We start from the raw sequence: 9,013 nt of genomic DNA on the forward strand, positions 1-9,013 counted from the left end.
TACGGCGGGCCAACCAATGGCAACGCCCTGCGCTTTGATGACAAGACGGGTGGGGAAGAGGTGTGGTTTCATGCGGAAAAAGACCTGAACACCGTGGTGAAAAACAATGAAACCCACACGGTGAATGCGGATCGTACAAAAACCATCATCCACAACGAAACCTCGACGGTAAAAATTGATCGCACGGAATTTGTGGACGGCAAACACACGGAAACCATTAAGGGAGACCGGGATATTACGGTGACGGAGGGCAAACAGTCACTGACGGTGAAAACTGGAAACAGAACGGTAACGGTGGAGACAGGCACCAGCACTGAAACAGTGGAACAGGATATTACCATCACATCAAAAAGCGGGGCCATAAATCTCACCGCCGCCACGCAAATCACCCTGACGGTAGGGAAAAGCACTCTCATCATGAAGGCAGATGGCACCATCACCCTCAACGGCCCCACCCATCTGGCGCTCAACCCGGAATCATAATAAGAACATACCAGGACATATTCCCATGCAATACCTGATTAACGAAGGGCATTTTTCCCTGCCAGGAAACTGGCAGGACAGTTCCATGAACATCCTGACGCCGGTGCTGAGCGATATACCCGGTGCAAACCTGGTGGTCACGCGCGAAATGCTGCCGGAAGGTGCAGAGTTCAGCGACTACCTGGCGGTGCAGAAGAAGAAATTTCGTACTGAACTGAAGGCGATGACGTTCACAGTGGAAGAACCCTGCCAGGTAGAAGGTCGCCCGGCGGAATACTGGGAATTTAGCTGGAATAACCAGGGGGTGACGATACAGCAACTGTTGTTGGTGATGTTGAATGGTCGCCAGGTGCTGACGCTGACCTATTCCTCCACACAGGCACTGGCAGAAGCGGATCGCAAAGCAATGCGGGGGACGCTGTTGCAGTTTCGTTTCGGGATACCGCAGGGCGGAAAATAAGGGTAATGGATATACCGCAAGGACGAACACATGACGGAAAAAAGTGCGCAGGAAAAGCTGACGGAACTGGATCAGCGCGACAGCAATGCAGGTACAGTAAATACAATCGAGACCGTGGGGCATGTTGTCAGTGGGGGGGTCCTGGTTGGTGGTGGTGTTGTTGCCACGGCAAAGGTCTGGGCGGCCGCTTCAGCTTCAGCCTGTAATTCAGGGGCTGTAGCCGCCACAACCGCTTTCGGTGCGACGCTTGTTGCGGCAACGGGCGCCGCACTGGGAGGGGCGATGCTGGGCGGAATGGTAGGGTCCGCTGTGGGTAACTGGGTGATGGACACTATTGGCAGTGATTATGCTGTTTCTGGCCCCAGCAACATTCCGGCCTGCCGGGAGCATAAAATAGTTCACAACAATGCTTTTTTGGGGGCGCTACTGGGACTGGCGGCTGCGGTTGCTATTGGTGCGCTGATTGTTTGCACTGGTGGGACGGCGCTGGCAGTTATTGGCTCTGCATTTTTAGCGGGGGCTGCGGGCGGTTTTGTCGGTGGCGCGATTGCGGCTATTGGCTCCCGCCTTGCTTCTGAAACTGGGCAGATCAAAGAGGGTTCACCCAATGTCACCTTTGAGGGGAAACCCGTGGCACGGGTGACAGACCCGGTTGACTGTAGTAAGGATCCGGGCAGCCCGCCGCCACAAATAGCAGAAGGCAGTCTGGTTATTTCTGTCAACGGTCTGCCGCTGGCGCGTAAGGGACATAAAATCACCTGTGCAGCGGTGATTCAGGAAGGGTGTAAGACCATTACGGCAGACCGCACAACCCGTACATACGGAAAAATTAATGCAGATGTGACGGTACTGGAACAACTTGTGCTAAGCACGGCCGAAGTGCTGGTCTCGGCATGGGGTGCCAGACAGATGTTTAAGGCCGCGATAGAGCGTATTAAGCAGGGGTTTGGCGACCCGGTGGACGCCGGAACCGGAGAGTTCCTGAACTGGCGCACGGACTTCCACTGGCCGCATATTCTGCCGCTGACGCTGCGGCGGGTCTACACCGGTCGCCAGCGCGTGGAGGGGCTGCTGGGCAACCGCTGGCTGTGTAACTGGTCACAGTATCTGGAATTTGACCATGACGGGCGGACGGTAACTTATTTTGATGCCGATGGCCTGTGCCCGGCCTACAACACCGCACAGGAACCGTTCAACTGCCGCAACCTGCTGGTACCGCACTACCGTCTGCTCGGGGATCGTGAACGGGCCATCATCTTCGATGAACAGACCCAACTGGGCTACATCTTTACCCCTGCCTCGCCGGGAGCACGTCGTCTGCGTCTGTCAGCGATAAAAGACCGCAACCGCAACGAAATCGATTTCATCTATAACGGCGTGGGTCATCTGGTGCAGGTGCAGCACAGCGGCGGGCTGACGCTGGGGGTGATGTGCGGGCCACAGGGGCAGATATACCGCGTGACGGATGAGGCGGATGGCAGCGAACTGGTGCGCTATGACTATGTTAATCACGCTGATGAATGGCGGCTGAGTGATGCCCGGACGCGGTTTAACGGCACGCTGTACTACACCTATACGACGCAGGGCTGGCTGAGTTCATGGCGGGATAACGGCCCGACGCAGTTTCACCTGCGCTACGACGATGAAGGCCGGGTGGTGGCAACGGGAACGGAAGCGGGACTGTATAACGACCGGTTCCGTTATTTTCCGGCAGAGCGGCGTACTGAGTATGAAGACGCCACCGGCGCGGTCACCACGCTGTGGTTTGATGAGACGTGGCTGCTGGTGAAGGAGCGAGACCCGCTGGGGCGTATCACAGTGCGGGAGCGTAACGAATACGACCAGTTGCTGTGCCTGCGCCAGCCCGGTGGACAGACAGCGCAGCTAAAACGCGATTATGCAGGGCGTATCCTCAGCGAAACCGACGAAACCGGGCGCAGGCGGGAATGGCAGTGGAACGAATTTGGCCAGATAACGGCATACCGGGACCACCGTACCACAGCGTCATACCGCTATAACAGCGAAGGCCGCCTGGTTCAGCGGGAGGTGAATGGCCGGTGCTGGCAGTACCGTTACACCGAAGACGGCCAGATGAAGGCGGCGCAGTACCCGGACGGCAGCCGTGAACAGTGGGCGTATAACGCGCAGGGCAGCCTGATGGCGCACACGGATGCGGCAGGCAGAACGACGCATTACACGGAAGACCGCTGGCTGCGGCTGACGGGGCTGGAAGATGCGGAAGGCCGCCGGGTGGAGTGGCAGTACCGTCCGGGCGCGGAGAATCCGCATGAGAAGGTGAGTGCGGTCATCCGGGCAGACGGGGGCACGGAGACGTTCCGCTACGATGGCGAGGGTAAAATCGCGGTTCACTGCGGGGCCATGGGGCAGACGACGCGTTACCGTCACGGGGCATTCGACCTGCTGCGGGAGGTGGAAGATGCGGGTGGTCAGCGTATTGTCTGCGACTACGACGGCGCGGCGCGGCTGACACAACTTACCCGTTCCGGCAACCAGCAGTGGCGGCTGCACTATGACGCGGCGGGCCAGCTGGCAGGCGAGGATGACTGGTCGGGGCGCAGAACCGTTTACCGGCGCGACGACGAGGGCCGGCTGACGGAGAAGGTACGCCCGGACGGCAGCGTGTGGCGGTATACGCGGGATGAGTACGGGCGGGTAACGGCCATCACCGGGGAGCGGCAGCAGATACGTTACAGTTACGACCGATATGACCGGATGGTGAGCGCGGAAGTCCACGAATGCCGCGATGCCACGGTGGAGGATTACACGCAGACCAGCCGCATCACGCTGGAGTGGGATGAACAGCACCGTCTGGTGGGGGAAGAGCAGGACGCGCAGCGCACGGAATACCGCTACGATGAGGCGGGCCGGCTGACGGGGACGAAGACGGCAGACGGCGAAACCACGCGGGAATACGACCTCTCCGGGGTATTAACCGGCTACCGCAGTAACGGCCACCGGATGGAATTCGGACACACACCGGCGGGACTGGAGCGCAGCCGCCGTTACCGTCCGGAGGATGAAGAGGCATGGCTGGCGCAGACGCCGCTGAACCACGCGGTGTATACGGAAGAGCAGGGTTTTGATGCCTGTGGCCGCCCGGCGTGGCGAAAGCAGGGCGCGGAGCGGCTGGCCGGAAGCCATGAGAGCGTGGCGTCATGGCGACCGCTGGGTGAGCATCGTTACGAATGGGATACATCGGGCAGGCTGACGGGGCATGAGGTGTGGTCAAAAACCCGGACAGAGCGGGAAACCCGCTACCGCTATGACAGCCGCGACCAGGTAACGAGCGTGTTGCGACAGAACGCGGACGGCCCGGCACAGGAAGAGCGCTACCGGTACACCGTCAACGAGCAAATCGCGGAGAGCCGGATAAACGGCATTATCGCACAACACGATTATCACAATGAATGCGTGAGGCAGGCAGGTGACAGTCGTTACGAATACGACGCCTGTGGCCGGGTGACCCGACGCACGGAGCAGAAGCGGGGTTTCCGGTCCCGGGAATGGCGCTACCGGTGGGATGACTTCGACCGCCTGCGGGAGGTGAGGACGCCGGATGGCGAGGTGTGGCAGTACGGTTACGATGCATTCGGGCGCAGGACGACGAAGCGCTGCGTGGTTCGTGCGGGCTGGAAACAACAAAGCCACGTCGTCAGTGAGGTGCATTATCAGTGGTCGGGGATGGCGCTGTCGGCGAGCGAGAAGCGGTACGCGGACGGGAGTCCGGCGCTGCGGGAGCAGTGGCACTACCGGGGCGGGTTTGAGCTGCTGGCGAAGGAGAGCAGAGCGGCCAACGACGACAGAAGCTGTTTTTACCCCATCGTCAATGGCCCGGACGGCGCGCCGGAAGATATGTACAGCGCGAACGGGCGGAAGGTGTGGACGCGGCAGCGGAGCCTGTGGGGGCAGGGGGCGGCGAACGACTCACCGTTCAGCAGCAATGACCCTGAAAGCTGCGATGCGGGTTTTATGGGGCAGTGGAGGGATGAAGAGAGCGGGCTGTGGTATAATTTACACCGCTACTACGATGCCGGGACGGGGCAGTATTTAAGCCAGGATCCACTGAAACTGGCTGGCGGGCTGAACACACAGTCGTATGTGCATGATCCGGTGGGGTGGTGCGATCCGTGGGGGTTGATGGATTGTCCACGTATTAATGCTGAACATGTTTTCCATGGTGAAATTAATCGTCGAGGATCAGCGGTTGGATTCCACCATGAAGGGAGTATTGGCCATCAGGGTAAAGCAAGGGTAACCCAAATCACTAACTCTCCTAATGCTCAGGGCGTTTATAAAGGAAAAGTAGAAATATTTAATTCAGCTACGGGTCAATGGATACCAAAAGGACCGTCGTCAACTTTTTTCCCGAAATCATGGAATAGAGCCCAAGTAATGACTGAAATTAGAGGTGCGTATAACAATGGAACAGTGCTACCTAATGGGAAATGGTCAGGAGTATCTCCAGGTGGTGTAAAAATAGAGGGATGGTTAGACTCATCTGGGAATATAAATACAGCTTATCCAATATATTAACAATGGAGGCACTATGAAATTTTTCTTTGACGAACAAGGATATCCATTTTTAGATATAGATTATGAATATCATGTATTAGCTGATTTTTTGTCTGGGGATATACAACGTAGTTTATTTGGTGTGAATGAGTATATAACCGCTTGTAATCATGTTGATTCAGGAGTGATAGAAGCATGGTCAGGAACAGGAAATGCACATACCGTTACAATAAAAAAAGATGGTGTCAATATTTTTAATGAATATTCTGAAGAAGAGTTGGATATAAGCTCTATTGAAGAATTCAAAAGCTATCTTGAAAGTTGGAAAAAATTACTTATAAGTAATGGAATAGAAAAATAATTCTATACCGGAAAGATCCCTCGATCTTCCCGGCTATTTTTATACGTTTATCCTGCTAAACCCCCATCCCCTGGAGCGCCGCTTTCACGGCGCAGGTAAAGATCACCAGAAGTATGTTTTTTGCACAGATAAAATAGCATCTTTTGCTTATGAAATGTACAATTTACTGTCTGCAAAAACTACCATTTTGCTGTTAATTATTATCAACTATCTCCTGAAAATGAGGAGATACAACATGGATATCGAAACAGTAATAGCACACATATCAATTATTCCTGATTACAGACAAGCTTGGAAAGTAGAGTATAAATTTTCAGATATTCTACTTCTGACGATCTATGCCGTTATTTATGGTGCTGAAGGTTGGGAGGATATTGAGGATTTTGGTGAAACCCATCTTGATTTTTTGAAATTCTATGGATATTTTGAATATGGTATTCCAGTTCATGACACGATAGCTCGTGTAGTTTCCTGCATAAGCCCTGAAAAATCCCATGAATTATTTATTAGCTGGATGAGAGATTGCCATAGCTCAGACGATGGAGGTGTCATTGCTATTGATGGTAAAACGTTGCAAGGATCATATGATAAAAGTCGAAGACGTGGAGCGATCCATATGATTATGCATTCTCTACAGCGAATGGTGTTGTTCTGGGTTAGCTAAAAACAGCCGAAAAAAGTAACGAGATTACAGCGATCCCTGAATTAATTAACTTACTGGATATTAAGCGAAAAATCATTGCCACGGATGCCATGGGTTGTCAGAAGGATATTGCGGAAAAGATAATTTATCAGAAAGGGGATTACTTATTTTCTGTTAAGGGAAATCAGGGAAGATTACTTCATGACGTTGAAGAAAAATTCCCCCTGAAAGAGCTGAATAATCCTGAATACGATAGCTATTCAATAACTGAAGAAGGGCATGGGCGGAAAGAAACCCGATTACACATAGTGAGTTATGTCCCTGATTATTTAATCGATTTTACCTTTGAATGGAAAGGGTTAAAGAAATTATGTGTGGCAGTGTCTTTTCGTGAAGAAATAGCCGCTCAGATGAAAGAACCGGAAATATGTTTTCGTTATTATATCAGCTCAGCCGATTTAACTGCGGAGAAATTCGCAAAAGCAATAAGGGATCACTGGCACATTGAAAACCGTTTGCACTGGTACCTGGATACGGCAATGAATGAGGATGATTGTAGGATAAGAAGAGGGAACTCAGCTGAATTATTTTCAGGCATGAGACATATTGCAGTGAATATTTTGCGGCAGGAGCACGTATTCAGGGCGGGATTGCGTCGCAAGATGAGAAAAGCGGCGATGGACAGGGGTATCATGGCTACAGTCCTTGCTGGCTGCGGAGTTTCGTAATATTGTCCTGGTATCTATAGGGGGTTCTCAAGGGCTTATTTTTATATTCAATCTATTGGAGTTATTACCAAAAGTTTGAACAGAATAAATTCTGGTACTATGTTCCCGTCAAAAATGTAAAGAAATGAATTTAGTTGATATGGTTGCTGTTTCCATCTTAATAGCGGGCGTAACAACAGGTGGCGTAGCTCGCATTCCTGAACATGCTTATCTAAATGCCAGCGGTATGTATAACGGAACTGGAGTCGCGATTTTGATTGAAAAACATGGGCGACCTGAAAATGATTTTATAAATCCCGTTATAAGTTCGTTGGTGAATATTATAACGGTATAGAGTTATCTATTGTTCGACAAATCCTGATTTCAAAGATATCCCTATTAAAGAGATGTTCTGGCATCTTCGCGATGACCTGAATCTGACATGCTGGTTTCATTATAAAGACGGACAATGGAAAGTCATCTCTTATATTTTCTGGCCACCAGGCGCTGTATTTTAATCCGGTATTAAAGGAGTATTACCATGAGTTTTGTATCTCCAGGCAATAAATCTGCTGGCGGAGGGCCAGCCATCACCACGCCGCCGATAATGAGTGAAAATGGTGGAATAGCAGCCGGGTCAGCCGCCGCAGGTGTGACGGGGGCTGTTGAAACGGCGGCGGGACAGGCGGTGGAATCGCTGATGGGAGATTTGCCGGAAGCATCAGGGCTGGTAAAGGCGGCAGTGGCAGCCGCACAGGCGGCCGCGGCGGCAGCGGGTGCGACGGGTATGACACAGGATACGGTATCGTCCGTTGTTTCCGCAGCCGGCGGGCCGGGGTCACATAACGTGACGGTGAGCGGTAGCGCAGTACCACCGCAGATGCTGCTGTTTTCCGCTCTGAGCGGTTCGGAAGCGCTCGGGAGTTTGTTTACTTATACCGTACAGCTAAAAACCCCGGACATGCTGAATCTGGGTTACGTTTCCCCCGCCGCCAACCTGCCGCTCAAGCCGATGGTAGGCAAAGACCTGTGCGTCAACATTGAACTGGACGGCGGCGGCAAGCGGCATATCAGCGGACTGGTGACGGCAGCGCGGGTACTGGGCCACCAGGGGCGGTCGGTAACGTATGAATTGCGCATTGAGCCGTGGCTGAAGTTGCTGACTCATACCAGCGATTACAAAGCGTTCCAGAACAAAACGGTGGTGGACATTCTCGACGAAGTCCTGGCCGATTATCCCTTCCCGGTGGAAAAACGGCTGGTGGAGAGCTACCCGACCCGGACCTGGCAGGTACAGTATGGTGAGACGGATTTTGATTTTATCCAGCGGCTGATGCAGGAGTGGGGGATTTACTGGTGGTTCGAGCACAGCGAGGACAGCCACACGCTGGTGCTGGCGGACGCCATCAGTATTCACAAAGCGTGTCCGGATTCGCCGGTAGTGGAGTGGCACCAGGAAGGGCTGAAACTGGACAAAGAATTTATCCATACCCTCACGGCAAACGAGAGCCTGCGTACCGGGCAGTGGGTACTGGACGATTTTGATTTCACTAAGCCGCGTTCGCTGCTGTCAAACACCGTGGCCGACCCGCGCGAAACAGGCCATGCGAACTATGAGCACTACGAATGGCCGGGCGACTACTTCGACAAAGGTGAAGGGGAGATGATGACGCGCATCCGGATGGAAGCGCAGCGCAGTCCGGGCAGCCGGGTCCACGGTGGGGGCCATATTCGTACTCTGATGACGGGTTATACCTTTACTCTGATGAACCATCCCACGGCAGAACTGAATCAGGAGTACCTGGTGGCGCAGACCACGCTGTTTG

General features: G+C 53.3%; 5 protein-coding genes and 2 pseudogenes. All 7 read left to right on the top strand.

All coding sequences use genetic code 11. The features are described 5' to 3' along the window. Positions 1–483, top strand: a pseudogene (locus KW828_RS21485) (type VI secretion system tip protein VgrG); the annotation flags it as partial. Between the two features lie 25 nt (positions 484–508). Continuing rightward, positions 509–943 carry a DcrB-related protein gene (locus KW828_RS21490; protein ID WP_218338258.1) on the top strand — a complete coding sequence of 145 codons (435 nt, stop codon included), beginning with the start codon at positions 509–511 and terminating at the stop codon, positions 941–943. Positions 944–973: 30 nt separating this feature from the next. Then, entirely contained in the window at positions 974–5,497 is a 4,524-nt protein-coding gene (locus KW828_RS21495; RefSeq protein ID WP_218338259.1) for an EndoU domain-containing protein, read from the top strand. Between the two features lie 13 nt (positions 5,498–5,510). Further along, entirely contained in the window at positions 5,511–5,837 is a 327-nt protein-coding gene (locus KW828_RS21500; protein ID WP_218338260.1) for a hypothetical protein, read from the top strand. A 235-nt stretch (positions 5,838–6,072) separates the two neighbouring features. Next, a pseudogene (locus tag KW828_RS21505) lies at positions 6,073–7,208 on the top strand (ISAs1 family transposase). 124 nt (positions 7,209–7,332) lie between these two features. After that, entirely contained in the window at positions 7,333–7,542 is a 210-nt protein-coding gene (locus tag KW828_RS22200; protein ID WP_371316145.1) for a hypothetical protein, read from the top strand. 186 nt (positions 7,543–7,728) lie between these two features. Continuing rightward, positions 7,729–9,013 (top strand): phage late control D family protein (locus tag KW828_RS21515; RefSeq protein ID WP_218338014.1); only part of this gene is annotated, 1,285 nt, incomplete at its 3' end.

The sequence above is a fragment of the Enterobacter sp. ENT03 genome (assembly GCF_019218745.1).
GTDB lineage: Bacteria > Pseudomonadota > Gammaproteobacteria > Enterobacterales > Enterobacteriaceae > Enterobacter_D.